The following is a 244-nucleotide window of genomic DNA, read 5'->3' as shown; positions in this document are numbered from 1 at the left end:
CAGCACGTTCGATTCCGCGCGCCGGGTGTTGTTGTCGGTCTGGAAGCCGTTGAACAGGGTCTGGTTGACGGTCAGGCCGGCGCCGCCGGGCCGGGTCGTCTGTTTGAACTGCTGGCCGCTGAGGCGGCCCTCGAATTGCTGCAGCCCGATATCGGCCGAGACGGCGACGGTGGGGCGGTAGCCCGCCTGCGCCTGCGCGACGGTCTCGTCGGTCGCCCGCACGCCCGCGCGGCCCGCATTGAGC

Annotated in this window: 1 protein-coding gene; it reads right to left on the bottom strand. The window is 71.3% G+C overall.

The window, feature by feature from the left end; genetic code table 11:
• The coding region (locus WDW90_RS40355; RefSeq protein WP_336493141.1) for a TolC family protein at positions 1-244 on the bottom strand (244 nt) is incomplete at both ends.

This window comes from Methylobacterium nigriterrae (assembly GCF_037106235.1).
Lineage (GTDB): Bacteria > Pseudomonadota > Alphaproteobacteria > Rhizobiales > Beijerinckiaceae > Methylobacterium > Methylobacterium nigriterrae.
This window is presented reverse-complemented; position numbering and strand designations above follow the sequence as displayed.